The sequence below is a fragment of the Rhodoglobus sp. G.S.4 genome, assembly GCF_056619605.1.
Window position 1 is genome coordinate 401,946 of sequence record NZ_CM152748.1, and the last position, 26,303, is coordinate 428,248.

General features: G+C 61.3%; 30 protein-coding genes. 14 read left to right on the forward strand and 16 right to left on the reverse strand.

The window, feature by feature from the left end; genetic code table 11:
• Nucleotides 1-5 precede the first annotated feature (5 nt).
• Nucleotides 6-482 (forward strand): GNAT family N-acetyltransferase, encoded by a 477-nt coding sequence (locus AC061P_RS01945; RefSeq protein WP_449648399.1) that lies wholly within the window; start codon nucleotides 6-8, stop codon nucleotides 480-482.
• Between the two features lie 3 nt (nucleotides 483-485).
• Here the strand turns inward: AC061P_RS01945 and AC061P_RS01950 are convergent, their stop codons facing one another.
• Nucleotides 486-956 (reverse strand): Lrp/AsnC family transcriptional regulator, encoded by a 471-nt coding sequence (locus tag AC061P_RS01950; protein WP_449648398.1) that lies wholly within the window; start codon nucleotides 954-956, stop codon nucleotides 486-488.
• Nucleotides 957-1,107: 151 nt separating this feature from the next.
• Here AC061P_RS01950 and ald point away from each other — a divergent pair, with 151 nt between their 5' ends.
• Nucleotides 1,108-2,196: an alanine dehydrogenase gene (ald, locus tag AC061P_RS01955; RefSeq protein ID WP_449648397.1), complete on the forward strand. Its 1,089-nt coding sequence runs from the start codon at nucleotides 1,108-1,110 to the stop codon at nucleotides 2,194-2,196.
• On the opposite strand, the gene AC061P_RS01960 is transcribed toward ald, so the two are convergent.
• The 3 genes from AC061P_RS01960 to AC061P_RS01970 form a co-directional block, all read right to left on the reverse strand.
• A complete protein-coding gene (locus AC061P_RS01960; protein ID WP_449648396.1) occupies nucleotides 2,193-2,633 on the reverse strand; it encodes a hypothetical protein in 441 nt (146 codons plus the stop codon). The genes ald and AC061P_RS01960 overlap by 4 nt on opposite strands.
• A 70-nt stretch (nucleotides 2,634-2,703) precedes the next feature.
• Nucleotides 2,704-3,096: a gamma-glutamyl-gamma-aminobutyrate hydrolase family protein gene (locus tag AC061P_RS01965; RefSeq protein ID WP_449648395.1), complete on the reverse strand. Its 393-nt coding sequence runs from the start codon at nucleotides 3,094-3,096 to the stop codon at nucleotides 2,704-2,706.
• Between the two features lie 108 nt (nucleotides 3,097-3,204).
• Nucleotides 3,205-4,245 (reverse strand): zinc-binding dehydrogenase, encoded by a 1,041-nt coding sequence (locus AC061P_RS01970; protein ID WP_480391672.1) that lies wholly within the window; start codon nucleotides 4,243-4,245, stop codon nucleotides 3,205-3,207.
• 75 nt (nucleotides 4,246-4,320) lie between these two features.
• On the opposite strand from AC061P_RS01970, the gene AC061P_RS01975 reads away from it, so the two are divergent.
• Nucleotides 4,321-4,896, forward strand: coding sequence for a TetR/AcrR family transcriptional regulator (locus tag AC061P_RS01975; RefSeq protein ID WP_449648393.1), 576 nt, complete (start codon nucleotides 4,321-4,323; stop codon nucleotides 4,894-4,896).
• A gap of 52 nt (nucleotides 4,897-4,948) precedes the next feature.
• Nucleotides 4,949-5,968 (forward strand): epimerase, encoded by a 1,020-nt coding sequence (locus AC061P_RS01980; protein WP_449648392.1) that lies wholly within the window; start codon nucleotides 4,949-4,951, stop codon nucleotides 5,966-5,968.
• Nucleotides 5,969-6,064: 96 nt separating this feature from the next.
• Here AC061P_RS01980 and AC061P_RS01985 read toward each other — a convergent pair whose 3' ends face one another.
• Nucleotides 6,065-6,283, reverse strand: coding sequence for a hypothetical protein (locus AC061P_RS01985; protein WP_480391673.1), 219 nt, complete (start codon nucleotides 6,281-6,283; stop codon nucleotides 6,065-6,067).
• Between the two features lie 187 nt (nucleotides 6,284-6,470).
• On the opposite strand from AC061P_RS01985, the gene AC061P_RS01990 reads away from it, so the two are divergent.
• Entirely contained in the window at nucleotides 6,471-8,993 is a 2,523-nt protein-coding gene (locus AC061P_RS01990; RefSeq protein WP_480391674.1) for an FAD-dependent oxidoreductase, read from the forward strand.
• A gap of 3 nt (nucleotides 8,994-8,996) precedes the next feature.
• On the opposite strand, the gene AC061P_RS01995 is transcribed toward AC061P_RS01990, so the two are convergent.
• From AC061P_RS01995 to speB, 4 genes are read right to left on the reverse strand one after another with little or no spacing between them, the layout of a single operon-like run.
• Nucleotides 8,997-9,632: a cyclase family protein gene (locus AC061P_RS01995; RefSeq protein WP_449648389.1), complete on the reverse strand. Its 636-nt coding sequence runs from the start codon at nucleotides 9,630-9,632 to the stop codon at nucleotides 8,997-8,999.
• Between the two features lie 35 nt (nucleotides 9,633-9,667).
• Nucleotides 9,668-11,071 (reverse strand): purine-cytosine permease family protein, encoded by a 1,404-nt coding sequence (locus AC061P_RS02000; protein ID WP_480391675.1) that lies wholly within the window; start codon nucleotides 11,069-11,071, stop codon nucleotides 9,668-9,670.
• 41 nt (nucleotides 11,072-11,112) lie between these two features.
• Nucleotides 11,113-11,520 carry a YybH family protein gene (locus AC061P_RS02005; RefSeq protein ID WP_449648387.1) on the reverse strand — a complete coding sequence of 136 codons (408 nt, stop codon included), beginning with the start codon at nucleotides 11,518-11,520 and terminating at the stop codon, nucleotides 11,113-11,115.
• A gap of 11 nt (nucleotides 11,521-11,531) precedes the next feature.
• Nucleotides 11,532-12,506, reverse strand: coding sequence for an agmatinase (speB, locus tag AC061P_RS02010; protein WP_449648386.1), 975 nt, complete (start codon nucleotides 12,504-12,506; stop codon nucleotides 11,532-11,534).
• Nucleotides 12,507-12,596: 90 nt separating this feature from the next.
• Between speB and AC061P_RS02015 the strand changes: the two genes are divergently transcribed.
• The 7 genes from AC061P_RS02015 (at nucleotide 12,597) to AC061P_RS02045 (ending at nucleotide 18,097) form a co-directional block, all read left to right on the forward strand.
• A complete protein-coding gene (locus AC061P_RS02015) occupies nucleotides 12,597-13,178 on the forward strand; it encodes a helix-turn-helix domain-containing protein (RefSeq protein WP_480391676.1) in 582 nt (193 codons plus the stop codon).
• Nucleotides 13,179-13,350: 172 nt separating this feature from the next.
• A complete protein-coding gene (locus tag AC061P_RS02020; RefSeq protein WP_449648384.1) occupies nucleotides 13,351-13,689 on the forward strand; it encodes a YciI family protein in 339 nt (112 codons plus the stop codon).
• Entirely contained in the window at nucleotides 13,686-14,888 is a 1,203-nt protein-coding gene (locus AC061P_RS02025) for an RNA polymerase sigma factor (protein WP_449648383.1), read from the forward strand. The genes AC061P_RS02020 and AC061P_RS02025 overlap by 4 nt, the downstream gene beginning before the upstream one ends.
• Nucleotides 14,885-15,769, forward strand: coding sequence for an alpha/beta fold hydrolase (locus AC061P_RS02030; protein WP_449648382.1), 885 nt, complete (start codon nucleotides 14,885-14,887; stop codon nucleotides 15,767-15,769). Before AC061P_RS02025 ends, AC061P_RS02030 begins: the two co-directional genes overlap by 4 nt.
• A gap of 365 nt (nucleotides 15,770-16,134) precedes the next feature.
• Nucleotides 16,135-16,581 carry an FAS1-like dehydratase domain-containing protein gene (locus AC061P_RS02035; RefSeq protein ID WP_449648381.1) on the forward strand — a complete coding sequence of 149 codons (447 nt, stop codon included), beginning with the start codon at nucleotides 16,135-16,137 and terminating at the stop codon, nucleotides 16,579-16,581.
• On the forward strand, nucleotides 16,578-16,985 hold the full coding sequence (locus tag AC061P_RS02040) for a MaoC/PaaZ C-terminal domain-containing protein (protein WP_449648380.1): 408 nt from the start codon (nucleotides 16,578-16,580) through the stop codon (nucleotides 16,983-16,985). Before AC061P_RS02035 ends, AC061P_RS02040 begins: the two co-directional genes overlap by 4 nt.
• The gene (locus tag AC061P_RS02045) at nucleotides 16,982-18,097 is read left to right on the forward strand and encodes a UDP-N-acetylmuramate dehydrogenase (protein ID WP_449648379.1); all 1,116 of its coding nucleotides are present in this window, start codon (nucleotides 16,982-16,984) and stop codon (nucleotides 18,095-18,097) included. Before AC061P_RS02040 ends, AC061P_RS02045 begins: the two co-directional genes overlap by 4 nt.
• Before the next feature lie 60 nt (nucleotides 18,098-18,157).
• Here the strand turns inward: AC061P_RS02045 and AC061P_RS02050 are convergent, their stop codons facing one another.
• The 6 genes from AC061P_RS02050 to AC061P_RS02075 are packed head-to-tail and all read right to left on the reverse strand — an operon-like array spanning nucleotide 18,158 to nucleotide 23,652.
• Nucleotides 18,158-18,787: a response regulator gene (locus AC061P_RS02050; RefSeq protein WP_449648378.1), complete on the reverse strand. Its 630-nt coding sequence runs from the start codon at nucleotides 18,785-18,787 to the stop codon at nucleotides 18,158-18,160.
• Entirely contained in the window at nucleotides 18,784-19,938 is a 1,155-nt protein-coding gene (locus tag AC061P_RS02055) for a sensor histidine kinase (RefSeq protein WP_449648377.1), read from the reverse strand. Before AC061P_RS02055 ends, AC061P_RS02050 begins: the two co-directional genes overlap by 4 nt.
• Entirely contained in the window at nucleotides 19,939-20,811 is an 873-nt protein-coding gene (locus AC061P_RS02060) for an ABC transporter permease (protein WP_480391677.1), read from the reverse strand.
• A complete protein-coding gene (locus AC061P_RS02065; RefSeq protein ID WP_480391678.1) occupies nucleotides 20,808-21,683 on the reverse strand; it encodes an ABC transporter ATP-binding protein in 876 nt (291 codons plus the stop codon). Before AC061P_RS02065 ends, AC061P_RS02060 begins: the two co-directional genes overlap by 4 nt.
• Before the next feature lie 57 nt (nucleotides 21,684-21,740).
• The gene (locus tag AC061P_RS02070) at nucleotides 21,741-22,079 is read right to left on the reverse strand and encodes a hypothetical protein (RefSeq protein ID WP_480391679.1); all 339 of its coding nucleotides are present in this window, start codon (nucleotides 22,077-22,079) and stop codon (nucleotides 21,741-21,743) included.
• A 4-nt stretch (nucleotides 22,080-22,083) separates the two neighbouring features.
• Complete coding sequence (locus AC061P_RS02075) at nucleotides 22,084-23,652, reverse strand: PspC domain-containing protein (protein WP_449648373.1); 1,569 nt, start codon at nucleotides 23,650-23,652, stop codon at nucleotides 22,084-22,086.
• A gap of 102 nt (nucleotides 23,653-23,754) precedes the next feature.
• Here AC061P_RS02075 and AC061P_RS02080 point away from each other — a divergent pair, with 102 nt between their 5' ends.
• Nucleotides 23,755-24,912, forward strand: coding sequence for a sensor histidine kinase (locus tag AC061P_RS02080; protein WP_449648372.1), 1,158 nt, complete (start codon nucleotides 23,755-23,757; stop codon nucleotides 24,910-24,912).
• Complete coding sequence (locus AC061P_RS02085) at nucleotides 24,909-25,571, forward strand: LuxR C-terminal-related transcriptional regulator (protein ID WP_449648371.1); 663 nt, start codon at nucleotides 24,909-24,911, stop codon at nucleotides 25,569-25,571. Before AC061P_RS02080 ends, AC061P_RS02085 begins: the two co-directional genes overlap by 4 nt.
• Nucleotides 25,572-25,575: 4 nt before the next feature.
• Here the strand turns inward: AC061P_RS02085 and AC061P_RS02090 are convergent, their stop codons facing one another.
• Complete coding sequence (locus AC061P_RS02090) at nucleotides 25,576-26,298, reverse strand: HEAT repeat domain-containing protein (protein WP_449648370.1); 723 nt, start codon at nucleotides 26,296-26,298, stop codon at nucleotides 25,576-25,578.
• Nucleotides 26,299-26,303 lie beyond the last annotated feature (5 nt).

Genomic DNA, 26,303 nt, shown 5'->3' on the forward strand with positions numbered 1-26,303 from the left:
TGATCGTGTCTGAGTCAACTGAACCGCTGGAGACCGCACCGTGGCTACCAGCTGAGTGGCAGCATCCGACTCACGTTGTCCTTCCGACGGGCCATCACCTTCGCCCCATCCGAGCATCCGACACCGAGCTTGATATGCCTGCAGTGATGGGCTCACGTGAACGGTTGTGGTCGCTTTATGGCGAAGCCTGGGGTTGGCCACCGGCGACCATGACGGCGGAACAGGATCGGGAAGACCTCCAACGCCATGCTGACGAAATGGAAATGCACGAGTCATTCAACTTCGCCCTCTTTGACGCGAACGAGACCGAGCTCATTGGGTGCGTCTACATCGACCCTGCGGAAGAACCAGGGGCGGATGCCGATATTTCGTGGTGGGTGCGCGACGAGTATGTCGGCTCTGCTGTGGAAGCAGCGTTGGGCGAGTTCGTTCCGGCGTGGATTGCCCGTGACTGGCCGCTCACTGCGCCGAACTATTACTAGGTCCTAGGAGAAGTCGGTCGCGACGGCGTTGCGGTGGTACTCGAAAATCATGCTGGTATTGGTGGAGGCAACGCTGTGCCGGGCTGAGAGATGGTCGACGACGAAGAGCCTGACCTCAGACGAATTCGAGACCGCAATGTGCACCAAGAAGTCATCGCTCCCGCCGACAAAGAACAACTGAATGACTTCGGGCAGCTGGCGAACTTCGTCAGTGAACGCCTGAATGCTTTCTTGGCGGGCGCCCGAGCGCAGTGATACTCCGATGATCGCTTGAAGACCCCGACCGAGCTTCGCCTGATTGAGAGCGGCGTGATATCCGGTGATGAGACCGCGGTCGAAGAGGGACTTGATGCGGGTGTGGGCGGTGGATGCGGCAATGCCCACTATGGTAGCGATTGCCGCATTGCTGATGCGGGCATCTCGGGAGAGAAGCGTGAGGATCTTCGTGTCGATCGGGTCAAGGTCATCGATCATGCGAATATCCTTCGGCTGGGCGGGGCGGTGAGTAGGGTTTTAACTCCAATTCTCACCATTATAGATAATTTTTCCGAATAGAATTCGGACTTTCTCACTAAAGGCAGAATTTCTGACAGGCTTACACCACTCAACTGCGAAAGGTAAGTCGATGCAAATTTCTGTGCCCACTGAAATCAAGAACAACGAGAATCGCGTTGCGATCACTCCAGCCGGCGTCGACACCTTGGTCGCAGGCGGGCACACCGTCACTCTGCAGTCCGGAGCCGGCCTTGGAAGTGGCTTCTCCGACGAGGATTACGCGGCTGCGGGCGCGCGCATCGTCGTCGCGGCTGACGAGGTATGGGCCTCTGGCGATCTCGTCGTGAAGGTCAAAGAGCCGATCGCGTCGGAGTACGGCTACTTTCGCAAAGACCTCACCCTGTTCACGTACTTGCACCTCGCGGCCGACCGCGCCCTGACCGAGGCCCTTGTTGCTTCCGGCACCACCGCGATTGCCTACGAGACCGTTCAGGGCGACGACCGTTCGCTTCCCCTTCTCGCGCCCATGAGTGAGGTCGCGGGTCGCTTGTCGATCGTCGCTGGCGCCCACGCTCTGCTCAAGGCTGAGGGCGGCGGTGGACAACTGCTCGGCGGAGTCGCCGGAACGCCGAAAGCCAAGGTCGTCATTATCGGCGGCGGTGTGGCTGGTGAGCATGCTGCGGCCAACGCTCTCGGATTGGGCGCCAGCGTCACGATCATCGACATCTCTCTGCCCCGACTCCGGGTGCTCGAAGAGCGCTTCAACGGTGAAATCCAGACTCGTGTTTCGACTCGCTACGAAATCGCTGAGCAGCTTCTTGAGGCCGACCTTGTCATCGGTTCAGTCCTGATTCCTGGTGCCGCAGCTCCCAAGCTGGTCACTGACGAAATGGTTGCCTCGATGAAGCCCGGTTCGGTGCTTGTCGACATCGCCATCGATCAGGGCGGATGCTTCGAAGGCTCCCACGCCACGACCTACGACGACCCCACGTTCGCCGTTCACAACTCGCTCTACTACTGCGTAGCCAACATGCCCGGCGCTGTTCCTCGCACGTCCACTCGCGCGCTCAGCAATGCCACGCTTCCTTACGTTGTCGCTATCGCGAATCTGGGCTGGGATGCTGCCGCTGCCGCATCGCCGGCTCTTGCTCGCGGGCTGAACGTCGCCGGTGGCGAAATCGTCAACGCGGGTGTTCGCGCCGCAATGGCGGTTCGCTAGTCGCGGAGTGCGAGTTGCGGGCTTACGCGAACCCAGCCCGGTTGGAGTTGTTTGTTGAACCCGGGCGGGAGAAAGTGGGCGCCGCCGCTATGACCGCCGCCGCCAACCGTGAGCATCGCTCCTTCCTTCGCGAAAATGACGGGAGGCACGCAGCTAGTGGACGCGCTCCCGTCATCACCGTTGCCGGTTGACGATGGCGCAAGGATAGCGATGACGCACCGATTGCCGTCTTCGTCTCGGCTCGCATAGACGGTCATTCCGTCATCCTCGCCGAGAAACACTAGGTCGGATGACGGGAGGTCGAGACTGTCGCCTAGCCACTCCGGTATTTCCGCATCCCCAACAACGGTGTCTGCCTGTTGTTCCGGTGGAGTGACGCATCCCGCGAGAGTGAGGGCCGCGCCGATCGCAACAATCGTCGCGACCTGTTTCCTCATGCGGGAAGCCTGCCAGTCACGGTAGCCGTTCACAAGATTGAGTGACTCGTGCGGCCGTCGAGGTCCGACACTAAACCGCAATTTCACTGTGGCGGGAGTGAAACTCACGCGCCTGCGCCGTTAGCCACCCAAAGAGCAGTTCACGGTCGTGTTCGCTCGACTTGTCGTCTTCGGGATGCCACTGCACGGCAATAAGCGGAGAGGTCGGGTCGGTGCTTTCCACCGCTTCGACAACGCCGTCAGCCGCGCGACCAGTGGCGGTGAGTCCGGCGCCGACGACATCCACATCGGCGTCGGTAAAACCGTCAACGCTGATGACGCGAGCACCGGTCGCTTCGATCGCCGATTTCATGGATGCTTCGAGCCCATGAATCAGCGCCGTGAGCTCCGGCTTTTCGTGGGCGCCACCGGCCGAAGCCTTCGACAACACGATGGTGGGAACGTACTCAGGGGTGCTGGTCATGCGCGGAATCCTCTTGCCTGCATCCGGTCGCTCGGACCGCTGAGGTCAGCCTAAATGAAGCGGGATCGTCCGCCGGGGCAGGAACGAGAAGTTGATGTGCGCTTCAGCCTAAGGGTGCAACACAATTTTGCCCACGTGCGCCCGGCGAGCGAGCTCTTCTTGCGCCTTAGCCGCCTGCTCGAGCGGGAAGGTCGCCGCGACGAGAGGTGTAATCTCGCCCCGTCGCGCCATTCCCATGAGCAGCTCGAAGTGCTCGGGGGTGTGCATGGTGGAGCCGATGAGTTGCCGGTTGTGCAGGTAGAGGTCCCGAATGTCGAAGCCGATCGTGTGGCCTCCGAGCGCTCCAGCGACGACCCAGCGCCCGGCTTTGCGCAGCAGGGGTAGTCCGTCGTGAACGAGGTCTCCGGCGACAACATCGAGGGCAACGTCAATTCCATTGGGGGCGGCGGCGCGCACCTGCTCGACGATGTCGTTCGCGCGGTCGACAACAACGTGAGCGCCGGCATCCAGCACCGCCTGAATTTTGGAGCCACTGCTGATCGCGATCACGCGGGCACCGCGCGCCCGTGCCAACTGCACAAGCGCAACACCGACACCACCGGATGCCCCGGAGACCAGCACGGTTTCACCCGACTGCAACCGGCCGCGTTCGATCATGCCGAGGGCCGTGCCGTAGGAGATGGGGAGGGCAGCGAGCTGATCGTCGCTGAGTTTCGACTCCGTCACATCGTGGATGCGGTTCACCGGTGCGGTCACATATTCGGCATAACCGCCGTCGCGTTCGCTGCCCATCAGTCCCGTGATGTTGGCATCCGGCTCGTCGGCATCGTAGACGGCGGGGTCGATCACGACGCGCGAACCGAGGATGCTCTCATCGACGCCCTCGCCTAGTGCGACCACATAGCCAGCAACGTCAGCACCCTGGATGAGCGGGAAGTCGAGCGGACCACGCCACCCCGCGCGAGTGCCCGGCAGACCGTACTCGCCTTCGCGCGTCCACAGGTCAGTGTTGTTCAGAGCGGCGGCGCTCACCTTGACGAGAACTTCGCCGGCCTGCGGAACAGGAGTGGCCACCTCGGTCACGCGCAGAACCCCCGGCCCTCCGTGCTGGGTGAGCTGTACGGCACGCATGGTGGGGGCAACGTCCATTGGGGGGAGACTCCTCGTAGGTATACTGATCTGTGAACTTGTTCCACAGTACACCGATCGGTAAAGGAGTGTCGAATGTCGGAGACGAAACCGATGACAGCCGCAGGGCAGCGCATTCTGGATGCCGCCGGCGACCTCTTCTACAGCCGCGGCATTACCGCGGTCGGTGTCGACCTCATCGCCGAGCACTCGGGCGTGACCAAGCGCACCCTCTACAACCAGTTCGGATCAAAAGACCAGCTTGTGGTTGCGTATCTCGAGGAGCGCGAACAGCGTTGGCAGTCGCTGGTTCTCGCAGCCATCGCCGCCGCCGTTTCACCGGTTGAGGCAGTCTTCGCCCCACTCGAAGCCCTTCGCACCTGGAACCAAACGAACCCTCGCGGCTGCGCCTTCATCAACGCACTCGCCGAACTGCCCGACCCTGCGCATCCCGCGCACCTCATCGCCACAACGCAGAAGCAGTGGTTGGTTGATCTGTTTAGCGAGCTGGCTACGGTCGCCGGATGCTCAACTCCCGACGCGCTCGCGACCCAACTTTTGGTGCTGCACGAGGGCGCTCTCGTCACGCAACAGCTCCCGCTCGACACCCTCTCGGTGAGCATTGATCTGGCGCGGCAACTCGTGTGGGCTGCTGCGCCAGCGCAACCGTAGCCGAGCCGGCTCGATAGACTGAGTGAGAAAATTTCAGTCTGATGGGGGCGTCATGGCAGCGGCACAAGAGACAGCGGAACCGGCGGCGACGAAGCCAATCGCGGCAAAGCCGATCGCGGTAATCGCCGGGGCGAGCGGGTTTGTCGGGCCAGCTATCGCCGACGCCTTCCGCGATGACGGCTACGCCGTTCGCCTGATCGGCCGCACCGGCGAAGTCACGTGGGATAACCCGGCCGCGATTGCCTGGCTCATCGATGGCTCGGCAATCGTCGTGAACCTCGCCGGCAAATCCGTGAACTGCCGCTACAACGTCAAGAACCGCAACGAGATTCTGCGCTCGCGGGTGGAGACAACTCGGGCATTACGCGAGGCGATTGCCGCGGCATCCGCCCCGCCCGCTATCTGGATGAACGCCTCAACGGCGACGATCTACCGCCACTCGACCGACCGCCCCAACAGCGACGACAACGGCGAACTCGGCAAGGGGTTTTCGGTGGATGTTGCCCGCAACTGGGAGAACGAATTCCTCGAAGGCGAGCTGCCGAACACGCGCCGCATTGCCCTCCGTATGGCGATCGTGCTTGGCGATGGCCCGGCCACGAACCTGCTGCTGCGGCTTGCGCGCATCGGCCTCGGCGGCCCTCAGATCGACGGTTGGTGGTTCGGTCACAATCGGTACCGCGGCATCGGCCCGACGCCAACCGGCAGCGGGCGCGCCGAAGGTCACAAGACGGGCGGCCGCCAAAAGTTCAGCTGGGTTCACCTCGACGATGTGGTGCGCGCGATCCGTTTCATCCGCGACACCGACACCATCTCGGGCCCTGTGAACGTCGCGAGCCCCAACCCCTCAGATAACCGCACCCTGATGAGTATCCTCCGTCGCGCGGCCGGTATGCCGTTCGGATTGCCTGCCTGGCGCTGGATGCTCGAGCCCGCAATGTGGGTGCTACGAACCGAACCCGAACTCATCCTCAAGAGCCGCTGGGTTGTGCCCGGCACGCTCACCGAGGCAGGCTTCACGTTTGAGCATCCTGACCTCGCGGATGCGATCGAGGAGATTACGGCGCACTAGGAAACTGAGGCCGTCAACGTGGCTCAGAAGTAGCGTTAGTTTTGTCCGAGTGCCGGTCGCGCATGCTGCACCTGGTGTCGCCGTACACCTGGTGGTCTAGTCGACGATTTCTGTCTGAGTTTTGATGAAGGCACGTTCGTCATCGTTAAGGCGCAGGGGCACCTTAGGGAGGGTGCTCGCCGACAGAGTCTCGATTTCGTTCAACACTGACTCGCTGATCTCGCCGTGGAGATCCTTCTGCAGCTCGTGCTTTGCTGAAATGGTGAGCTCAGGCCACCAGCGCTCGATAGCAGGCAGCTGTGTATTCGAATCCATGGTTGAGTCTCCGTCCTCGGTAAATCTATTGTGCACCAGATTCTATGAACGCTGACAGGTTCGGGATGGAGTGAGAAGTATCTCCGTCGTTTGCTCGCGAGCGAGGAGTAGCGTTGCTGATATAGCGGTGCATTGATGGACTGTGAAGAGCACAGCCCAGAGGTCTCCGCAGAAGGCACGGCATCCCATGAAGTTGGTCGTTGTTGGAGGAGTTGCTGGAGGCGCATCGGTCGCAGCCCGCGCGCGCAGGCTCGACGAGAGTGCAGAGATTGTCGTGCTGGAGCGCGGTCATCATGTCTCATTCGCAAACTGCGGGTTGCCGTACCACATCGGTGAAGTCATCACCGAGAGAGATCGGCTGCTTCTGCAGACGCCCGAAAGCTTGCGCGAGTCTCTCAACATCGAAGTGCGTATCGCTCACGAGGTCGTCTCGATCGACCGGCAAGCGAAGACTGTCTCGGTGCGCGAGGTCGACACCGGGCGCGAGTATGTCGAAAGCTACGACAACCTAGCCCTGTGTACGGGAGCGGAAGCAATCCGCCCGCCGCTGCCCGGCATCGACCTACCCGAGGTGCACGTTCTGCGTCGCATTGGCGACATGGATGCCATCAAGACCGAACTCGATAGTGCCCTTCAGCAGGCGGCGAGTGGCGCTCGCGGCCCCGTGCGTTGTGTAGTGATCGGCGCTGGGTACATCGGGCTTGAGATGGCCGAGAACCTCAAACATCGTGGCGCAATCGTGGATGTCGTGGAGCTGAGCGACCAGATTCTTCCCCCTCTCGACCATGAGATGTCGGTTCCCGTAGAGCACCACCTCCGCAGCCGGGGCATCACCCTTCACCTCTCTATCGGCGCTGCCGCTTTCACGCCCCGCACCGGCGGCGGTGTGAAGGTGGAACTCACGAACTCGACCACTCTTGAAGCGGATGTCATCATCCTCTCTGTCGGAGTGCGCCCGAGCGTTGGGCTTGCGAAGGATGCTGGCCTTGAGCTCGGTGAACATGGCGGGCTGGCGGTTGACACCCACATGCGCACCTCTGACCCATTCATTTGGGCGGCGGGCGACTCGGTTGAAACTCCGAATACGGTGTTGCCGGGTTCCTGGCTCGCGCCGCTTGCCGGTCCTGCCAACCGAGAAGCGCGGGTTGCTGCCGAAAATATTTGTGGGCGCGACACCGAATACAAGTCAACTCAAGGCACCTCCATTGTGAAGGTGTTCGAGATGGTGGCGGGTGGCACCGGCGCGACGGAACGTCAGTTGCGTGCTGCAGGAGTGACGTATCGCGCCGTGCACGTGCATCCGTCTGGTCATGCCGGGTACTACCCGGGCACCGCGATGATGCACATCAAGTTGCTGTTCACTCCGGACACCGGAAAGGTGCTTGGCGCTCAGGTCACCGGTTTCGATGGTGTCGATAAGCGACTCGACATTTTTGCCACTGCTCTCCGAGCCGGGCTCACCGTCTGGGATCTCGAAGAACTTGAGCTCGCCTACGCTCCACCCTTCGGTTCAGCCAAGGATCCCGTGAATATGGCGGGCTTTGTCGCCAGCAACGTACTACTCGGTGACCTCAACCTCTGGTACGCGCAGGACTACCCCAAGGTCACAGACGGGGCGCGCATCATTGACGTGCGTACGCCAGAAGAATTCTCCATCTTTCACCTGCCCGGTGCCGAGAATGTGCCACTCGCGACCCTCCGCACCGACACCGGTGACTGGGACCGGTCAACAGGCCTTCGCCTCTACTGTTCCGTCGGGTTCCGCAGCTATCTCGCGTACCGCATCCTCGTCCAATTGGGATTTACGGATGTCGCCACGCTGTCGGGCGGATCGGAAACATTCCGGGCGTGGCATGAGGTTGAGCCCCTCGATGTCGGCCCCATCGAGCCCGAGACTTCATATGCGGAAGCCGCGGCAACACTCGATGCTGCTCGTGTGGCCGCCCATGTAGCGAACGGCACTGGAGTATCCGTAAACCTCGATTGCACCGGGCTTGCGTGTCCCGGTCCAATCATGAAGCTCGCCACAGAGATGAAAAATCTCAATCCCGGTGACGAGGTTGTCGTGCACGTCTCTGACCCTGGTTTCGCGAGCGACGCGCCCGCGTGGGTGCGCCGTAATGGGCACGAGCTTCTCGCCATCGAGCCCGAAGGCCCCGGCTATGTTGCCACCATTCGCAAGGCCGGGCCGGACGCGCTCATGCGTGCTGGAGGGGGAGGAATTGTTGCCGCACCGGCCACTCCCAAGGTGTCCTTCGTTGTCTTCTCCGGCGATCTCGACAAGGTAATCGCCGCTTTCATCATCGCCAACGGTGCCATCTCAATGGGCGAAGAAGTCTCTATGTTCTTCACCTTCTGGGGACTCAATGCGCTTCGCCAACAGAAGCCACCGAAGCGGGAACGTAAAGTCATGGACAAACTATTCGCCGGGATGATGCCTGCGGGTGCCGACAAGCTCACGCTCTCCCAGATGCACATGATGGGGGCAGGCACGGCGATGATCAAAAAGACTATGAAGAAGAACGGCGTTCACTCACTGCCCGAACTCATGGAATTGGCAATGGCTGGCGGCGCCCGCGTTATCGGCTGCACCATGACAATGGACCTTCTCGGCATCGCCGAATCTGACCTCATTGATGGCGTCGAGCTCGGCGGAGTCGCCACGTTCTTGGGCGAGGCGGCCGAGTCGACAACGACCCTCTTTATCTAGCGGCTAGGAGAAAACAACCGCACGCACCGGTGCACCGTCGGCGTCGATGCGCAGCGGGAAGAACCCGACGCGCACGTGCTTGGAGAGTCCAGCGAGCCCCGTGATGTTCTCGATGATGAGCCCATCGCTTCCCAACACGACCTCGTGCACGGGAAAGTCGGTCGAGCCCTCGCCAGTGGGGTCGGGGCTGAGAGTGTCGACGGCCAGTAAACGCATGCCGCGGCGCATGAGTTCTGCTGCGGCATCCGGATGAATCGCAGGATGGTTGAGCGCTTCGTCTGAACCGAAGTGCTTAGCCCATCCCGTGTTCATGATGACGATGGCGGGCACCGTCAGCGGTAGGTCACCCAGAGCGGCGGTGATCTCGTCGAGGCCGTACGTGGCACGGGCTGCTTGCGGCGCGAGGTGCACAACAAGTGCGTCGCCAACGAGTTCGTCGAGCGCGATCGCTGCCGTGGTCCGGCCCCCAGAAACGGTGTGCGAAGGAGCATCGAGGTGGGTGCCGGTGTGTGATCCCAGGTGGAGCAGGCTGACGTCAACGCCATCCTGCTCCACGCTGAGCGCGCTTTCGATTGAGACCGCAGGGTCACCGGGGTAAACCTGCATTCCACTGGTGATGGGGTGGCTCAGTTCGCGCATGGGGTACCTGATTCCTGGTGTGGCTTTGCTGTGGGTTAGGCGACGGGGCTGGCAGTGGTGTCCGCGTCGGCATCCGCAGTCTCGGCGAGGTGCTGGCTGCGCACGGCCTGATGACGGCCCCGTTCGCGAAGCATGACTGCAAGGTAAAGCACGAAGGTGAGAATGAACGCCGGGATGGTTGCGCCGATCGGCAGTGGCCAGACGTAGGCCCAGACATACGACATGGTGGCGCCGATGACCCAGATGGCGACCGCGAACCAGTTGACCCCGGCCGTGTACCAGTAGCGACCGCCGCGGGCCTCAAGGATGTCCTTCGTGTAGGCGCCGCGCTTCACGATGTAATAGTCGACGATCATGATCGCGAAGACCGGCACGAAGAAAGCACCGATCACGACAAGGAAATCGGTGAACTGGTTGAGCAACTGCAACCAAGTCGATCCGAGAATCGAGATACCGCCGAGAATGAGCGCGGTTGGCAAGAACTTCAGCTTGCTTCCGACCTTGGCATTGACCACTGACGTGACCATTCCGTAAACAACCATCGTGTTGGTTGCCATCACTGAAAGGAAGATGATGATTGCCAGTGGTGCACCAAACGCGGCGACGATTGTTGTCGGGTCGAATGCAGCTGCTTCATCTCCGGAGAGCAAGACGTAGACGAAGGCGGTGAGGCCGAGCGTCATCGCGGTAACAGTGGAGACCGTGTAACCGATACCGGAGCCGATTACGCCAGCCTTGGTGGTGCGCGCAAAACGGTTGAAGTCTGCTGAGAGCACGGTCCACGAGATCGCGGTGGCGATCACAATGTCGAGCACGATGATCGGGGTGAACCCGAGGCTGGGGTCAGGAGCAACAACCTGGAAGTCGCCAAGGTCGAAGGCGGTGAACGCGGTAACGAAGACCCACGCGATGATGACGAGGATGAGCACCGCGAGCCACGGCTCGATCTTCGAGATGCCCTCATGGCCAAGAATCGCGAGAATCACGACGATGCTTTGGCAGATGACGGAGAACAGGATCGGGTTCGAGTACCCGGTCGCGCTCTGAACGAGGAAGTTCACGGTGACACCGGCGAGCATCGCTTGCACCCAGCTCCACCCCATGAGCACGATGACGTTGGCGGCAACCGGAAGCAGGCTGCCGCGAGTTCCGAAAGCGCCGCGCGTGATTGCCATGGTTGGCAGCCCCGTGCGCGTACCGATTGCGCCGATTGACGTGAGCACGACGGCACCGGCAAGAGTTCCGACGACAATCATGAGGAAGGCGGTGGCGAAGTCCACTCCAGGAACAAACAGTGTTCCCGTGAGGAGTGTCGTGACCACAAGGTTGGCTGCGAGCCAGATCATGCCGATTCGCAGCAGAGAGTACGTTCCTTTGACGGGTTTTCCGCCATCCGATTGATCTTGAGTGTGCTTGCTTAGACGGGAATAGAGCGACATTGCTTCTGTCTCCTGGGTAGGGGTCGGTAGGGGGTGAGTAGTTACGGGGCAGGGTCGGGAACTGGCGAAAGGTGTTCGTGTACGGCTAGCAGCTGGTCGTTCTCGGCGCGGAACACGATGGTTTCGCGCTCGCGGTAGGAGTCCTCGCCGTCACCAGTGTCGACGCGAGTGAAAACGTTGTGGCTAAACACCGCGCCTCCGGGGAACGACTGCACTGAGGCATCCGATGATTCGCAGTCGAGAACTTTCCAGCCGCCCTCAACCCAGCTCGCCCAGAGACGTTCGTATTCGGCGCGGTCATTGAGGCGAGCGGGTTCGGTGTGAAAGATGAAAGTTGCTTCTGGCGCAAAGCCGCGAAAGTAGCGGTCGCCGTCGGTGGCCGTGAAAGCGTCAACGATGGCGGATGCTGCGCTGAGCACGTCATCCTCGTGCGGTGTTGTCGTGCTCATGGTGAGCTCCTCTAGCTCTCGGGTGTTGCGGTTGGCTGATGGGTGTCGCGGGGAGCCATGGCGCTGATCAGTTCGTAGGCGACGTGACTGGCGGCGACGGCGGTGAGTTGGGCGTGGTCGTAGGCGGGGGCGACCTCGACAACATCGGCTCCGACGATGTTTTTGTCGGAGAGTGCGCGCAGCATCCGCAAAAGCTCACGGCTGGTGAGGCCACCAGCCTCTGGGGTTCCGGTGCCTGGCGCGTGCGCGGGGTCGAGCACGTCGATGTCGATGGAGATGTAGAGCGGCTTGTCGCCGATGCGGTCGCGGATGCGTTCGATTGCTACCGCGACGCCGTGGTCTTCAACGTCTTCGCTTGTCACTACGGCGAATCCGAGGCGGCTGTCGTCGGTGAGGTCTTCTGCGCTGTAGAGCGGCCCGCGGGTGCCGACGTGCATGCTCGCGGTGAGGTCGATGAGTCCTTCTTCGGATGCGCGGCGGAAGGGCGTTCCGTGCGTGACGGGGGCGCCGAAGTAGGTGTCCCAGGTGTCGAGGTGGGCGTCGAAGTGGAGAACGGCTACTGGCCCGTGCTTCTTGGCGATAGCACGCAGGAGGGGGAGCGCGATGGTGTGGTCGCCGCCGATGGTGACAATCCGGTCGGCGCGCGTGGCGAGTTCGAGGGCCGCGGCTTCGATCTCAAGAATCGCTTCGTCAATGCTGAAGGGGTTTGCGGCGATGTCTCCGGCGTCGGCAACTTGCTGAACGGCAAACGGGGACACGTCTTGCGCCGGGTTGTAGGGGCGAAGTAGGCGTGACGCCTCACGAACGTGTGCCGGGCCGAAGCGAGCCCCTGGTCGGTAGCTCACGCCACTATCGAAGGGAATGCCCACGATTGCTATGTCGGCGTGCTCGACGTCTTCGAGGCGTGGGAGACGAGCGAATGTGGCAATACCGGCAAAGCGAGGCACAATACTTGCATCGACCGGGCCAACAATAGGTTTCGTCATAGTAAACTTTCGATAATCAGCAGTAAACGTGAACTCACAGTAAACCCCGAGGTGCGCCTCGTCAACCCCGGTTAGTGATGGAGTAGAGCTATGAGACCGTTGTCGCCCTCGCCCAGTGCCGAAGCCCTTGCCATTGGAGCGCGCATTCGCAGTGCCCGCAAAGCTCAAGGTTTTACGCTCGAGCAGATCGCGACCTCTGCCGGGCTAACCAAAGGTTTCTTAAGTCGGCTCGAGCGCGATGAGACATCGCCGAGCGTTGCCACCCTTGTGCAGTTGTGTCAGGTTCTTTCGCTCGAAATCGGGTCGCTGTTCGCCGAGCCCGAGGCTGTCAAGATCTCATTGGCCGACGCGCCCCACATCAACCTTGGTGGTCAGGGGGTGGATGAACGGCTCATCTCACCGCGCAACGAATCCCGGGTTCAAGTCATCCGCACCCACATGCAGCCCGGCGCCAACGGTGGGGATGCGTTCTACACGATCAGTTGCGAAGTGGAAGTGCTGCACGTCATCTCTGGTGCGGTCACCGCACGCTTCGTGGATCGTGAGATCCCTCTCGCCGCGGGTGACTCGCTCACGTTCCCCGGCCGGGAACCCCACAACTGGGACGCCGATGCTGAACTCGGTGCCGAAGTCATCTGGACAATCGTGCCTGCTACCTGGCGCGGAGAATAGAGCGTTTTTCACACGCCCATGACCCGACGTCTGCGCAGCGATCATGTGTCGTGGATTCTGAGCTCTCAAACGAAACCTCGCTTTTTCCTTTCGGATTTGTCAGATTTGTCGGATTCTGGTGTTGGTCATTCGTTGCTTGAGTAGATGACGTTCCACGAACGAAGGAGTTTCGATGAAGTTCATGATGTTTGTCTGCACGGATGCCGAGCCGGATACCGCAACGGATGAAGGCGAAACGCCGATCGATGAATGGGCGGCGAAAAACGATGCCTCCGGTGTGCGGGTCGACGGTAACCGACTACGGCCACCGCAGGACGCGACGGTCGTCCGCAAACGCGGAGGCAAAGTGTTGGTGACCGACGGTCCATTCGCTGAGACTCACGAGTGGATTGCAGGGTTCGACATTCTCGAGTGCGCCGATCTCGATGAGGCCATTGCGGTGGCTGCTGATCACGAGATGGCTCGCCACGGACGCATCGAGTTGCGGCCTTTCTGGCCATTTGGCGAGTGAGCGAACCGGCGGCTGCGCTGGCCAAGGTGATGGAGAGCGAGAGGTTGCGGATCATCGCCACCTTGATACGCACGACCCGTGACTTTGGCCTAGCGGAGGACGCCCTTGCCGACGCTGTGGAGCGTGCGCTGCGGAAGTGGCCAGAGGATGGAATCCCCGCAAATCCGGCGGCGTGGCTGACCACCGTTTCCACCCGCCGTGCGCTTGATCTGCTGCGCCGAAGCTCGCTGGAGCGACGCAAGCTCAGTGAGCTTCACTACAGCGATGCCGCGCGCGATTCGGATTCCCCTGACGACGACAGAATGCGTTTGATCTTTGTGTGCTGTCACCCCGCACTCTCGATGGAAGCCCGCGTCGCGCTGACGCTCAAGGTGATTGCCGGTCTGCCAACCGAGGCCATCGCGCGCGCATTCTTCATAAGCGAGGCGACGATGTCGCAACGCCTTCTGCGCGCTAAACAGAAGATATCCAACGCTGGCATTGCCTATCGGGAACCGAGCTCAGGCGACCTCGCGGACCGTCTCGACGCGGTGTTGAGTGTGGTTTATCTCATCTTCACTCATGGCTATTCCTCTCACTCGACCAGACTTGCCGAGGAAGCTCTTCGGTTAGCTAACCTTCTGGTGGAACTAGTGCCGAAGTCGGATGAAGTTCGCTGCCTGCTGGCGCTACTTCTCTTTCAGCATTCGCGCCGTGACTCTCGCGCACACAACGGTCAGCCAGTGACGCTCGAACTCCAAGACCGTTCTTCTTGGGACGCCAGGATGGTCACGGATGCCAGCAAAATACTGGCACGTCAGCCCGAGCGGGCTCGTGGTCCATACCGAATCCAGGCGGAACTTGCCGCAGTGCATGCCACCGCCCCCACCGCAGGCGCAACGAATTGGCCTGTGATCGTCGCGCTCTACGATGAATTGTTGGGGATTAGTCCCTCGCCCGTGGTGGAACTTAATCGGGCAGTCGCACTGGGGATGTGCCACGGACCGAATGCGGGCCTTGCCGCACTCGAGAACATCACGAGTCTCTCTCGATTGGCCGGTAACCACTTGGTCCCCGCCGTGAGGGGAGATTTGTTGGCACGCGCAGGCCAGGTCGCCGAGGCGGTCGCAGCCCTACGGGAGGCCGCCGAGCTGGCTCCCACCGACCACGAGCGGCGTGCGCTGCTACTACGAGCACTCGAATTACAGGAGACGCGATGACGCAACAGATCGATTCAATAGGCGACCGGATCAGTGAGTTCACCCTTTCCCTTTCTGACGGTGGAGTGTTGCACGTCTACGACGCTGGCTCCGCCGACGATGGTGCACTGGCGTTGCTGTGGCATCACGGCACGCCAAATACTGGGGCTCCACCCGCCCCACTCCTCGATGCAGCTGCCGCTATGGGGCTGCGTTGGATAGGCTACGACCGGCCCGGTTATGGAGGCTCGTCTCCCGCTCCCGATCGCCCCGTCTATTCCGCCGCGGGGTACGCGGAGGCCGTGGTCGATTTTCTGGGAATCGAGCGCTTCGCCGTGATGGGTCACTCTGGCGGTGGGCCCCATGCGTTGGCGGTCGCCGCGATGCTCCCTATGCGAGTCGTCGCAGCTGTCGCCATTGCGAGCCTAGCTCCACTGGGCCGAGACGGGCTCGAGCCGGAGGTGTATACGGCAGGGATGGCCGCCACAGGTATCGCGAGCCTGACAGCAGCCATCGAGGGGCGCACAACTAAGGAATCCTACGAAAAAGAGCACGGTGACGATTACGACCCCGAATTCACCCCCGGTGATCTGGCCATGTTCGAGGGGGAGTGGTCGTGGTTCATCGACGTGGTACGCGCTGGCGCCGCATCTGGCCCAGCACCGGCCATTGACGACGACCTCGCTTACGTGCGTGATTGGGGATTCGACCCCGCATCGATCCAGGCTCCCACCCTGCTTCTCCACGGTGGCGCTGACAGAGTTGTGCCACCGGCACACTCCCAGCGTCTGGCTGCATCCATCCCGGGCGCCGAGTTGAGGCTGGAGCCGAGCGCTGGCCATATTTCGGTGATTGACGGCGCAATCGATGCTCTCGCGTGGATCGCGCGACAGAAAGATTAAGCGTGCCTTCGCCGCGGGAATGTCAGTGGCCCAGAGTATGTTTTAAAGAAAGTTAGGCGACACGCCGAGACACTACATGTTGTGTAATGACATAGGTGTCATTCCCCGTATATAGTGAAATATCCGACAAACCGTCGGTAAACTTCGAGAAAACTTTAAGGAGGATCGAATGGACAACGACAACGACAACGTCGGTGGATACGCAATTCCCGTCGACCCAATGGATCTTCTGCAGTGCGACAGTTGCCAGTAAAAACTTACTGAGCTCGCACCTCAAGAGATTCCTGAAGCCCCGGCAGACCATCGGTCACCGGGGCTTCACTCGTTAATATGCAGAACGTTCAACATTGCCTAAGCTGGACTCCGTGCCAGTCAATAAAGAACTCGAAGGCCGGGTCTTCCCGCCAACAAGCCCCTACCTCGTCGGTCGAGAAAAAGTGCGCGAATTCGCCCGTGCCGTCTTCGCCCAAAGCTCCCTCAACCACGACCCAGCAGCAGCGCGTGCAGCAGGCTACGCCGACGTCGTCGCCCCACCCACGTTCGCCGTTGTCATCCAAGAAGCAGGCCTCGCCCTCCTCCTGGCAGCACCAGACACTGGCATCGACTTCTCCCGCATCGTGCACGGAGAACAAAAGTTCACGTACACACGGCCCATCGTCGCCGGCGACGAACTCACCGCCATCCTCACCGTCACCAGCATCAAATCCCTCGGCGGAAACGACATGATCACCGCCGAAACCGCCATCAGCGACGCAAGCGGCAGCCACGTCGTCACCGCAACCTCCGTACTCGTCATGAGAGGCACAGAATGAGCGACCTCACCGTCGGGCAAGAACTCATCACCGGCAAAGTAACCCTCACTCGCTTCTCCCTCGTGCGCTACGCCGGAGCATCCGGCGACTTCAATCCCATCCACTACCGTGACGACGTCGCCGCCTCGGTCGGCCTCCCCGGAGTGCTCGCCCACGGAATGCTCACCATGGGCCTCGCCGTCCAACCCGTCATCGACTGGATGGAAGACCGCGGCGAACTCGTCGAATACGGTGTGCGCTTCACTCGCCCCGTCGTCGTCGACGGCAACGGCGGAGTCACCGTCACCGTCACCGCCAAAGTCGGCGCCATCGAAGATGACGTCACTCGCATCGATCTCACCGTTAGTGCCGCCAACCAGACCGTGCTCGGCAAATCCCAAGTGAGGGTCAAACTCCACAAATGACAGACAGCCCCGCTAGCGAAACGCTGATGCTCGCCGACCTCACCACCATGAAAGTTGGCGGGCCCGCAAACACCCTCTTGCGACCAACCACAGAGGAAGAACTCCTCGAAAACGTGCGTGCGGTCTGGAAACGCGGAGACGACTGGCTGCTCATCGGGGGCGGCTCCAACATGGTCATCAGCGATGAAGGATTCGACGGCACCGTCATCCACATCGCTACCAAAGGAATCCACGTTGTCTCCCAAAACGAGACCTCGTTGAGCATCCGCGTGCAAGCGGGCGAATCGTGGGATGGCCTAGTCGCGCGCCTCGTCGCTCGCGGTTGGGCTGGCATTGAAGCACTCAGTGGCATTCCCGGATCTGTTGGCGCAGCTCCCATCCAGAACATCGGCGCTTACGGTCAAGAAGTGGCAAGTGCCCTCGACGGTATCGACTTCCTGGACTATTCCAGCGGCGACCTGGTGCACTTGAGTACAGCAGAACTTGAACTCGGCTACCGCAGCTCCGTCATCAAAAGTGGCCGTGCAGGTCTCGTAGTAGCCGTGCACCTCACCCTCACCGCATCGCCAACAAGCACAGTGCAGTACCAACAACTCGCCACGGCGCTCGGAGTGAACATCGGCGACAAAGTGCCCGTGCAACAAGTTCGCGACACCGTGCTCGCGCTGCGGGCATCCAAAGCAATGGTGCTCGACCCCAACGAACCAGACTCGGCAAGCTGCGGCTCGTTCTTCACGAATCCGATCGTTCCCGAAAACATTGCACGAGCACTGCCAGCCGATGCCCCACGCTGGGTAATCGACGATGAACCTGTTGCCGACATTGTGGTTCCGCTCGGAGAAGCTCCCGCCCTGCCGCCCGTGCCACAACAGCGAATGGTGAAGTTGAGCGCCGCCTGGCTCATCGAACACTCCGGTGTGAAAAAAGGCTTCCGGCTGCCTGGATCGCGCGCCGCCATCTCGTCAAAGCACAGCCTCGCAATCGTCAATCGAACCGGAGCGGATGCCGCCGAAGTGGCAGAACTTTCGCGCTACATTGCCGCCAGAGTGCTTGGCGAATACGGCATTCGCCTGCAGCCAGAACCCGTCGCCGTTGGCGTCGAACTCACCTAGATTGCCGCAGCCCTTAGTCGCTACGGCACTTTTTCGTTACGGCACTTAGTCGCAGCAGCTCTAGCTCGAAGTCGGTAGCAGCCCTAATTCCATTGCTCTCGTGACGGCCCGCGTTCGATCCTTCACTTCAAGCTTTTCGAACACATGGATGAGGTGCGTCTTCACCGTCGCCTCACTCACGAACAGGGCGATGGCAATCGCCCGATTGCTGTTGCCCTCAGCAACAAGCGCAAGAACTTGAGTTTCGCGATCACTGAGCGAGACCGGTGCCGGTTCGCGCATACGCTTCACCAGCAGCGCCGCAATCGACGGAGCCAGAGCAACCTCGCCGCGAGCCACCGACCGTAACCCAGCCACAATCTCATCCTGCGGTGCCGCCTTCAGCAGGTAACCGCTCGCTCCAGCCTCAATGGCGGTCAGAATGTTCTCGTCAGACTCATAGGTGGTCAAGATCACGACGCGCACCTCGGGGCGGGCGGCAACGATTTGCGCGGTCGCTTCAGCGCCTCCAACCCCGGGCATGCGCAAATCCATGAGCACAACGTCGGGCGAAAGCTGCGTGGCCAACGTGACCGCCTCGGCACCATTGCCGGCCTCCCCGACGACCTCAATGTCATCCGCAGAACTCAACAGTCCAACAATTCCACTGCGCACAATGGGGTGATCATCGGCAACAACAACACGAATCATGCGGACGCTCCTTGCGGGATCGTGGCGCGCACCGTTGTACCGGCGCCCGAACTGTCAATATCGAGGCGGCCATTCACGAGCGCCAACCGTGCACTCATTCCCTCAAGCCCGAAACCAGTGTGCACGGACGCCGGGTCAAAGCCGACACCGTCATCCGTTACCGCCAGTGTGAGCCCCGTGCCATCCACTGTCACTGCAATAGTCGCGTGAGTGGCCGACGCGTGCTTACGTACATTCGCCAGGGCTTCTTGGGCGCAGCGCAACACGACAACTTCAGTTTCGCGTTCGATCGCAGGCAGCTGCCCGGCATCCACGCTCACGGTTAGTCCAGTTTCTCGGCTGTAGCGTTCTGCAAGTCGTTCGAGAGCGCTCATAATTCCGTCGCCCGTGAGTCCAACCGGAGCGGATGCCGTGACCAGGGCGCGCGCTTCCGCGAGTGCTGCGCGAGCACTGTCTTCGATCAGCTCGAGTTGTTCGGCTGCGGCGGCAGGGTGGTTGTTGTCGAGTTCGCGCCGTGCCCTTTGGGCAACGAGCACTAGCCCGGTGAGGTCTTGCGCGATGGTGTCGTGGATTTCGCGGGCAAGCCGCTCTCGTTCGCTGGAGACTCCGGCATCTCGGCTGACGGCTGCGAGCTCGTCACGGGTGGAGCGGAGTTCCTGCACGAGGTGGTGGCGTTGGTCGCTGAGCTGGGAAATTTGGGTGATCCAGAGGCCGAGGGCGAGGCTGAAGAGCAGGGAAAGGGCCACAACGGTGCCGCTATAGAGCAGTGCATCGGTGCTGAAGCCACCATTGATGAGAAAGCCGAGCCCCACAGAGAGGGCGAGGGTCACGTTGCCGATGATGGCGTTTCTGGTGCGTTCCGCGATCACCCAAATCAGTGGGTAGGCGAGCGATTGCAGGGTGGCCATGACGGGCATGAAGGCGACGGCGGTGCCGACAATGATCACGATGGAAGCAAGGAAGACGATCGCTGCGATTCGGCTGGTGTATGAGCGGATGCCGATCGTGAACCAGGAGAGAGTGAAGGTGGCTAGGGCGATTCCGGCCCCCACTCGGCTCTCGAGGTCGTAGCCTCCGGAGCCGACGATGAGCACCGTCATGACCGCCGCTGTGGCGATCACTGCAATGCTCATCCAGCGAACGAATCCCATTTAGCTATCCTTGCGGATCCAGCGGAAGGTGAGCCGCGTCACAATGAGGCCGAGCACGAGCCAGAGGCCGGTCGCGATCGCAACACCGGGAAGGTTCCAGCTCTCGGACTGTTCAAGTACTTCGAAGCTGGCGGGCAGGAACACTTCCCGCATTCCCTGCGCCATCCACTTGAGGGGGAACACACTCGCAAAGTTCTGCAGCCATGTCGGAAGCATCGAGAATCCGAGATACACCCCGGAAATGAATTGCAGCACGAGGGCGATGGGGATCACGACGGCGGTTGCACTCTTTCCCGAGCGGGGGAGTGCGCTCAGCGCTATACCGAGCACGGCGGATGTCGTAACACCGAGCACGAAGACCCAAGCGAAGGTCAGCCATTTGCTTGGTTCGCTCGGCAGTTCAACACCGAAAGCGATGCCAGCGACAAGAAGCACGAGGGTCGCTTGCAGTACGCCGGTCACGAACACCTGACCAATTTTGCCGATGAAGTAGCTCATCACCGGAAGCGGGGTGCCGGCGAATCGTTTGAGGGTGCCGTCGCTACGTTCCATTGCGATATCAATGGCCATGTTCTGCAGGCCACTGAGGAGTAGTCCGGCGGCGAGCATGCCCGGCAGGTAGAACGCGGCGGCGGTCAGTGGTTCTTCTTCGGTGCCAAAGTTTTGTTCGCTGAAAGCGACTGCGAAGATCGTGAGCATGACGACGGGGAAGAGGAAGGTGAAGAACACCGAGTCACCCTGACGGAAGTAGGCACGCACTTCATATTTGGTGCGGCTGGCGCCGAGCGTCAGGTTGCGGCCCAAGCGGGAACCGACACTGCTTTTTGTAATCGGGGCTGGCGCCGCTGCGGGGGTTGATGTTGTGGTGCTCATCGTGCGTTCTCCACTTCACGTGCTGTTGCGTGATCGGCAACCAACTGCAGGTAAATGTCTTCCAGGCTGGGGCGGATGATCTCGAGCCCGGCAGGTTCTGCACCGTCGACCATGAGGGATGCCACGAGGGCACCAGGAGTGTGGGTGCGTTCTTCTCGGCGCACGCCGCCGTCGCGCCAACGCACAATCGGAACCCGCGCTTCTGCGCCGCCCAACTCATCAATTGCACCGATATCGATCATCGTGCCGCCCGCAATCACGCCAGCGCGGTCGCCAAGCTGCGCTGCTTCATCGAGGTAGTGGGTGGTGAGGAGGATGGTGGTGCCGTCCGCCTTGAGTGAGCGAATGAGCTGCCAAAACTGTTGACGAGCCTCAGGGTCGAAGCCGGTAGTTGGTTCGTCGAGGAAGAGCATCTCTGGGTTGCCGATGATGCCGAGCGCGACATCCACTCGCCGGCGTTGACCGCCCGAAAGTTTGCGAATCAACGTGCTGGCTTTCTCGTCAAGCCCGACGGCGGCAATGACTTCGTCAACTGTGCGCGGGTTGGGGTAGTAACCGGCAAAGTGGCTGAGCTGTTCGCGCACGGTCACGTTGCCGCTCTCGCCGGTGGACTGCAACACGATGCCGAGCCGCGCTTTCCATTCGAGGCCTCCCTTGCCTGGGTCAACGCCGAGCACAGTCGCGTGGCCACTCGTTCGATCGCGGTAGCCCTCAAGAATCTCGATGGTTGTCGACTTGCCTGCACCGTTTGGTCCAAGCAAGGCGAAGGTTTCGCCGCGCTGAATCTCAAAGCTGACAGAGTCAACGGCGGCGAAAGAGCCGTAAGTTTTGCGCAAATCTTCGACCTGCACGACGGGAGCGGTGGTGTTCATGCTTCTATCGTCGCTTGTCTGGCCCGCCCGCAACAGGTTTGCTCGGTTAGAGGTCTATCAACCGATCGGTTGATGGTGGATGTTGCGGCGGGACCAGCGTTTCTGTTGGGATCGGATGACGGCGAGCAGTCCGAGCACCAAAACGATGGCGCCGACAATGATGGCGGCGATGAGCATGCTGTCGCTGGGGCTCAGTGAGAGTGCCCAGCCGACGAATTGGTCCCGCTGTCCGGGAGTGCGAAGTGCCGTGAGCAGTGTGGCGCCAGCGGCAAAGATAAGAAGGCCCCACACAATGGTGCCGAATCGGATGCGCGGCTGAGCGACAGGGTTCGAAGAGTCAGCGCCAGCACTGGTCTCTGTCCCCGCCTCGGTCAGGTTTTCGGTGTCAAATGTCATCTTCTTACTCCTCAAGCTCGGTTGCGGTGAGCGGGTTGTCGTTAAAGACGCGAACCTGCCCTTCCTGCTGCCATAGGCGGACGGTGTGGGTCACGGTGGCGTCAGGGTCGCCGATCCTGACCTGCCATCGTTCGAACGTGCTGCTGAGACTCGTGGGGGAGAGGCAATCGAACTCGCCGTTGAATCCGGCGTTGTTCTCGTCGGTTCGAAGGTTGGCGACACACACAGAACTTTGTGGTGAGCGCACGTCGAGTGTCACTGCAGTTCCTTCTGCGACATACACTTCGACTGATCCGGCACCTTGCCAGAGATCGCTCGTGATGACTGGCTCATTCTGCTGGGTGTTGACGTAGGCAGTGCCCCACAGTTGCGCGGTGCGAGTCCCGTCGAGCGGCGCCGTCGGGGAGAGCAGGGTGCGGTCGACCGGCAGAGTGAATGCAACGAGCGCGGCGAGAACGGTCATGCCGGCCAGGAAGGCTAAGAATGCGCTGCGGCGACGCAGTATTCCGCCAATCACTATCGCTAGCCCGAAGATAAGGGCCGCAACGGAGAGCCCGGTGGCTGCGGCGATTGTCGGGGAATCTCCGCTAGCCGTCGCCGCTGCGGCGACGAGACCATAGGCGAGAAGCGCCAATCCGGCAACAACGGCCATGACCGCTACGGGGAGTCGGGGGCTCAGCCGTTGACGTTCACGTCGACGTGCTGTCGCGATCGCTGCCGCGGCACGAGCACGCTCGCGCGATTCTGCGGTGCGTTGGCGGCGGATCTCTTGAGCATTCGCCTCCTGTTGCGCTTTCCAGGCGGCGTTCTGGACCTTCCAGACGTCTCGTTGTTCACGCCAGGCCGCGATTTCGTCGTCTGTGGCGGTGGAACTTGGATGCTCGGGAAGGGTCGGTGCCGCTGAGGCAGCGTTATTCATCCGCTCGCCAGCGACAGTATCCGATGGAGCGGAGTCTGTGGACTGTCCTGAATTTGCGGCGTCCGAAGAGACAGACGTCGATTGATGTTCGGGAGGTGTTGACCGATCACTTGAGTTGCGGGCGAGCCGTGCGATCCACACGACGAGCGCAATGATGCCTCCGATGACGAGGATCGTCCACAACACTCGGAAGATGTCTGTTCCCCAGCGGGAAGGGCCAGCAACGAAGGAGCCGACTTCCCAGAATCCTTGAGTGGTGGGAAGCATCGAGAGCAGTAGTAGCGCGCCGATCCCTGCATGTGCTCGCTCGAACGTTCCCCGGAGGAGGTTCTCGAGGTGGATCGAGTCATTTTCATCCGGGATGAGGAGCCACGCTGCGGCGTAAAGCAGGATCGCGGGCCCACCGAGAATGGCAACAACGACGAAGATGCCGCGGACGATGAGGGGATCGATGGCGAGGCGGGTCGCGACGCCCGAAGCCACACCCCCAATCCAGCCCGCTTCGCGTCGGAGATCGAGTTCGCGCATCCAGTTCATGAAGGGCTGCCCGGGAGTTGTTGCTTGCGGTGCGGACGGTGGGGGTTCGTGAGAGCCGTCGGAAGAGCCGTCGGTGTCCTCTGTCGGGGTGCTGCCGGAGTTGTTGTGTGAAGCCATGCTCCTATCGTGGCGCTGACTAGCAGCCTTCGCTATGAGGGATGACCCTGAGCGCACCCTGAGAGATCACCATGGCGGTCGAAAACCTGCTTGGATTCAGGGATGACCGCTGCAGCCGTACGCCCTCTCTTGCAGCGCCCGCGCGCGGCGGCAATAAGCGGCGTTTGTGCAGCGGTGGCCGCCCATGTCGGCTGGAGTGTACCCAAGGTGCGTTTGCTGGCGGTCGTCACCACGCTGTGTGGTGGGGCAGGACTGCTCTTGTATCTCTGGCTGTGGGCTCTAGTCCCTCTTGCCCCTAGCCACACCGATAACCGCCGCGAAGTGCACCGAAGTGTTCCGATCGCGATGCTGCTCGTCATTGGCTCGGGAATCGCTGCCATTCTTGTCCTGCTGTTCGCCTTGGGCTCTGGCCCGCAGGGTCGCTCTCCGGCCCTGATCGTTGTTGCGCTCACGAGCGCCGCCGCTGTCGCCTGGAGCTTGGCGGTTGACCGCCACGACCCCAGCCGCGGCACCCGCTACGGGGTGGTAGCCCGAGGATCGTCCGCGGCGATCATCATTGTGTGCTCGCTCTCCGTGTGGGCCCTGCAGCCCAGCATCATCAACGGCCTAATCGCAACAGCGTTGATCATTGCCGCAGTCGCCCTGTTGGCGGCTCCACGAATTGTTGCTCTCTGGGGTGACTTGATCGCGGAACGGACCGCGCGAGTCAGGGAAGAACATCGGGCCGAAGTCGCCGCCCACCTGCATGACTCGGTGCTTCAGACTCTTGCGCTCATCCAAAACCGTGCCGGTGTTTCGACGGAAATTGCGCGGATCGCTCGAGCGCAGGAGCGAGAGCTGCGCGAGTGGTTGTTTGAAGGGGATGCCGCTCCCACGACGGACTGCGTCACCGAGATTCGTTCAATCGCGGCCGCCATTGAGCTCGACTATCCGGTGAGATTCGATGTTGTCGCTGCCGGCGAACTGGTTGAGGATGCTCCCGTCGCGCTCGTGTCTGCCACTAGGGAAGCGATGCTGAATGCTGCACGTCACGCGGGTGGTGAGGTGTCGATCTACATCGAATCTTCCGCGCACGTTGTTGACGTGTTTGTGCGCGATAGAGGTCCGGGGGTCGAACTCGACACTTTGCCTGCCGACCGTCTTGGCATCAGGGAGTCGATTATCGGCCGCATGACTCGTGCCGGCGGAACCGCAACTCTTCGTCGAGGATCTGGTGGCGTTGGCACAGAAGTTCATCTTCGAATCGAGGAACAAGCGTGAATGATCCCCACACTCTCGACGTTGTGATCGTCGACGACCATTCCATTTTCCGCTCGGGGTTGAGAGCTGATCTCGACGCGACCGTGCGCGTTGTTGGCGAGGCGGCGACGGTCGATGAGGCCGTTGAGCTGATCGAGAAATTGCGGCCGGCGGTTGTCTTGCTCGACGTGCACTTGCCTGGCGGGGCTGGCGGTGGAGGGGCAGAAGTACTTCGCCGCTCGAGCGCTCTGTTGGATTCGGTGCGGTTTCTCGCGCTCAGCGTTTCCGATGCAGCGGAGGATGTTGTTGGCGTGATCAGAGCAGGGGCTCGCGGCTACATCACCAAGGGCAGTTCCGGTCGCGATGTGAGTGAAGCCGTTGTTGCTGTAGCCGGAGGCGACGCTGTGTTCTCTCCCAAACTCGCGGGCTTCGTGCTTGATGCCTTCGGTGCCGTTGCAGGGGAGCAGTCGGAGTCCAGCGATGAACTCGACCGACTTTCTGGCCGCGAGCGCGAAGTGATGCGCTATATCGCTCGCGGTTACGCCTACAAAGAGGTCGCGTCCGAGCTCTATATTTCGGTCAAGACGGTCGAGACACACGTCTCTGCTGTGTTGCGTAAATTGCAGTTGTCGTCGCGTCATGAACTGACGGTGTGGGCGACAGCGCGAAAGCTGCTCTAGACGCTCACGAGTCGTCTGGGCGAGAGTCGGTGTCGGGATCGTGACCAGAGTTGGGCTCGGCGGGTGAGTCGAGCGGCGTGGACAACAGCACCCTCAACTCAGCATCAAAGAGCGCAGCGTCAAACCCCTCGTCGGGGGATTCGCGCAACAGCATCGTCGCAATCGCATGAACGCGTCGTCGTTCATCACCGCTCTCCGCCGCTGCTTCGAGCACAGGAAGCGCAGTGTCGCCCAACGCGACGAGGGCCCGACTGAGGCTGAGTTGCACGTCGCGGTCTCCGTGGTTGAGATGGCGCACGAGCATGGCAGCCAAAGCGTGCTCCCCACCTTCGGGTACGAGCACGGTTGCTACCCGCCAGGCTGTTCGGGCGACTTGATCATCTGTGTCGTTGAGGACTTCTGGTGTGATCGCTGCCCATCCCTCAGGGTCGCCGATCTTGGAAAGGGTGTGCAGCGCTTGGCTGCGCGCTTGGGCGATTGCCGATCGTGTTTCGGTGATGAGCGTCGGCACAGTGAGCTCCACTGGGTGCCGCATGAGCGCCCACGTGAGGGTTTCGCGAACGTTGAGGTCTGGTTCGATCGCGCAGCGTTCGAGCAGCACACTCACGTATTCGGGGCGCGGATGGGTCCCAGCGGACATCGCGGCCTGCAACCGCACTGACGGCGCTGAGGCGAGTAGCGCTTGATGCAGCCTGCTTGCGGCATCGAGCGGTGGTGGTGAGTCCATCGGTT

Bases quoted from the DNA above. Each gene is read 5' to 3' on its own strand.
- AC061P_RS02070 (WP_480391679.1), bottom strand. From the start codon at position 22,079: ATGACATTTGACACCGAAAACCTGACCGAGGCGGGGACAGAGACCAGT.
- AC061P_RS02075 (WP_449648373.1), bottom strand. From the start codon at position 23,652: ATGGCTTCACACAACAACTCCGGCAGCACCCCGACAGAGGACACCGAC.
- AC061P_RS02020 (WP_449648384.1), top strand. From the start codon at position 13,351: ATGAAGTTCATGATGTTTGTCTGCACGGATGCCGAGCCGGATACCGCA.
- AC061P_RS02045 (WP_449648379.1), top strand. From the start codon at position 16,982: ATGACAGACAGCCCCGCTAGCGAAACGCTGATGCTCGCCGACCTCACC.
- AC061P_RS02050 (WP_449648378.1), bottom strand. From the start codon at position 18,787: ATGATTCGTGTTGTTGTTGCCGATGATCACCCCATTGTGCGCAGTGGA.
- AC061P_RS02000 (WP_480391675.1), bottom strand. From the start codon at position 11,071: ATGTCGCTCTATTCCCGTCTAAGCAAGCACACTCAAGATCAATCGGAT.
- AC061P_RS01995 (WP_449648389.1), bottom strand. From the start codon at position 9,632: ATGCGCGAACTGAGCCACCCCATCACCAGTGGAATGCAGGTTTACCCC.
- AC061P_RS02065 (WP_480391678.1), bottom strand. From the start codon at position 21,683: ATGAACACCACCGCTCCCGTCGTGCAGGTCGAAGATTTGCGCAAAACT.
- AC061P_RS01980 (WP_449648392.1), top strand. From the start codon at position 4,949: ATGGCAGCGGCACAAGAGACAGCGGAACCGGCGGCGACGAAGCCAATC.
- AC061P_RS01975 (WP_449648393.1), top strand. From the start codon at position 4,321: ATGTCGGAGACGAAACCGATGACAGCCGCAGGGCAGCGCATTCTGGAT.
- AC061P_RS02060 (WP_480391677.1), bottom strand. From the start codon at position 20,811: ATGAGCACCACAACATCAACCCCCGCAGCGGCGCCAGCCCCGATTACA.
- ald (WP_449648397.1), top strand. From the start codon at position 1,108: ATGCAAATTTCTGTGCCCACTGAAATCAAGAACAACGAGAATCGCGTT.
- AC061P_RS01965 (WP_449648395.1), bottom strand. From the start codon at position 3,096: ATGACCAGCACCCCTGAGTACGTTCCCACCATCGTGTTGTCGAAGGCT.
- AC061P_RS01950 (WP_449648398.1), bottom strand. From the start codon at position 956: ATGATCGATGACCTTGACCCGATCGACACGAAGATCCTCACGCTTCTC.
- AC061P_RS01985 (WP_480391673.1), bottom strand. From the start codon at position 6,283: ATGGATTCGAATACACAGCTGCCTGCTATCGAGCGCTGGTGGCCTGAG.
- AC061P_RS01990 (WP_480391674.1), top strand. From the start codon at position 6,471: ATGAAGTTGGTCGTTGTTGGAGGAGTTGCTGGAGGCGCATCGGTCGCA.
- AC061P_RS02080 (WP_449648372.1), top strand. From the start codon at position 23,755: ATGACCGCTGCAGCCGTACGCCCTCTCTTGCAGCGCCCGCGCGCGGCG.
- AC061P_RS01970 (WP_480391672.1), bottom strand. From the start codon at position 4,245: ATGGACGTTGCCCCCACCATGCGTGCCGTACAGCTCACCCAGCACGGA.
- AC061P_RS02090 (WP_449648370.1), bottom strand. From the start codon at position 26,298: ATGGACTCACCACCACCGCTCGATGCCGCAAGCAGGCTGCATCAAGCG.
- AC061P_RS01960 (WP_449648396.1), bottom strand. From the start codon at position 2,633: ATGAGGAAACAGGTCGCGACGATTGTTGCGATCGGCGCGGCCCTCACT.
- AC061P_RS02015 (WP_480391676.1), top strand. From the start codon at position 12,597: ATGAGACCGTTGTCGCCCTCGCCCAGTGCCGAAGCCCTTGCCATTGGA.
- speB (WP_449648386.1), bottom strand. From the start codon at position 12,506: ATGACGAAACCTATTGTTGGCCCGGTCGATGCAAGTATTGTGCCTCGC.
- AC061P_RS02030 (WP_449648382.1), top strand. From the start codon at position 14,885: ATGACGCAACAGATCGATTCAATAGGCGACCGGATCAGTGAGTTCACC.
- AC061P_RS02040 (WP_449648380.1), top strand. From the start codon at position 16,578: ATGAGCGACCTCACCGTCGGGCAAGAACTCATCACCGGCAAAGTAACC.
- AC061P_RS02055 (WP_449648377.1), bottom strand. From the start codon at position 19,938: ATGGGATTCGTTCGCTGGATGAGCATTGCAGTGATCGCCACAGCGGCG.
- AC061P_RS02005 (WP_449648387.1), bottom strand. From the start codon at position 11,520: ATGAGCACGACAACACCGCACGAGGATGACGTGCTCAGCGCAGCATCC.